Origin of the sequence: Nocardia sp. BSTN01 (genome assembly GCF_015354405.1) — a bacterium.
Taxonomy (GTDB): domain Bacteria; phylum Actinomycetota; class Actinomycetes; order Mycobacteriales; family Mycobacteriaceae; genus Nocardia.
Window position 1 is genome coordinate 1 of sequence record NZ_JADKYP010000166.1, and the last position, 865, is coordinate 865.

Sequence of the window (865 nt, forward strand, 5' to 3'; positions counted from 1 at the left end):
TCCGGCTGCTGGGTCGGGTGCGGGTGTGGTGTCGGGGCCGGGTTCGCCCGCGGTATCGGTGGCGCCGGGTTCGGCGCAAGCACCCCCCGCCGCGGGCGCTGCCGCACCACCACCGGCACCGGCCACCGACCGGGCGAGCCTGGAACCCGAACGCGAGCCGAGCCTGATCCCCGGCATCGACGACCAAACCCTGGCCCAGCTCGCGCCCACCGCCATGATGGGCGGCGCCATGGCACTGTCCATGCTGCCCATGCTCGCCTCCGCCCTGTCCGGACTCGCCGGCGGCAACGGCGGCGCCGGTAGTGGTGGTGGAAACGGTTCCGGCGCAACCACAACCGGCGACAGCACCGGCGACGGCAGCGACGCCGGCCTGTCCCCCCAAGCCCAGAAAGCCATCGCCGCACTCAAAAAACTCGCCGCCGCCTACGGCGACGAAAACAGCGACGACCCCGACGTCCGGAAACTCCGCAAAGAACTCGGCACCACCACCGGCGGCACCGGCGGCACCGGCACCACCGCAGGCGCGGTCAAAGCCCGCCAACTGTTCCAACGCAACGCCGCCACCGCCTTCAACACCCTCGACAACGACCTCTACAACTACATCTACTCCCACGCCGGCAAACACAAAGTCGACAAAACCGCCGTCCGCCAACTCCTGCGCGACGTCGACGCCGCCCTCGCCGAACTAGGACCCACCGCCTACACCAAAGCCGGACAACAAAAAGTCCACCAAATCCTCACCATCGCCCTCAAAAAAGCCCAAGCCATCGTCTCCGGCGGCAACACCAACTCCACCGAAACCGCCACCGAAATCGAACGACTCACCAACCAATACCTCTACAACATCTACGGCAAAAAATACCCG

At 66.9% G+C, this 865-nt stretch carries 1 protein-coding gene and 1 pseudogene; one reads left to right on the top strand and one right to left on the bottom strand.

All coding sequences use genetic code 11. The annotated features are described in order from the left end of the window. Positions 1-243 (bottom strand): annotated as a pseudogene (locus IRT45_RS37430) (hypothetical protein); the annotation flags it as partial. Here IRT45_RS37430 and IRT45_RS36355 point away from each other — a divergent pair. Then, positions 230-865: DUF4226 domain-containing protein (locus tag IRT45_RS36355; RefSeq protein WP_228536048.1), on the top strand; the 636-nt coding region annotated here is incomplete at its 3' end. The pseudogene IRT45_RS37430 and the gene IRT45_RS36355 sit on opposite strands and share 14 nt — an antisense overlap.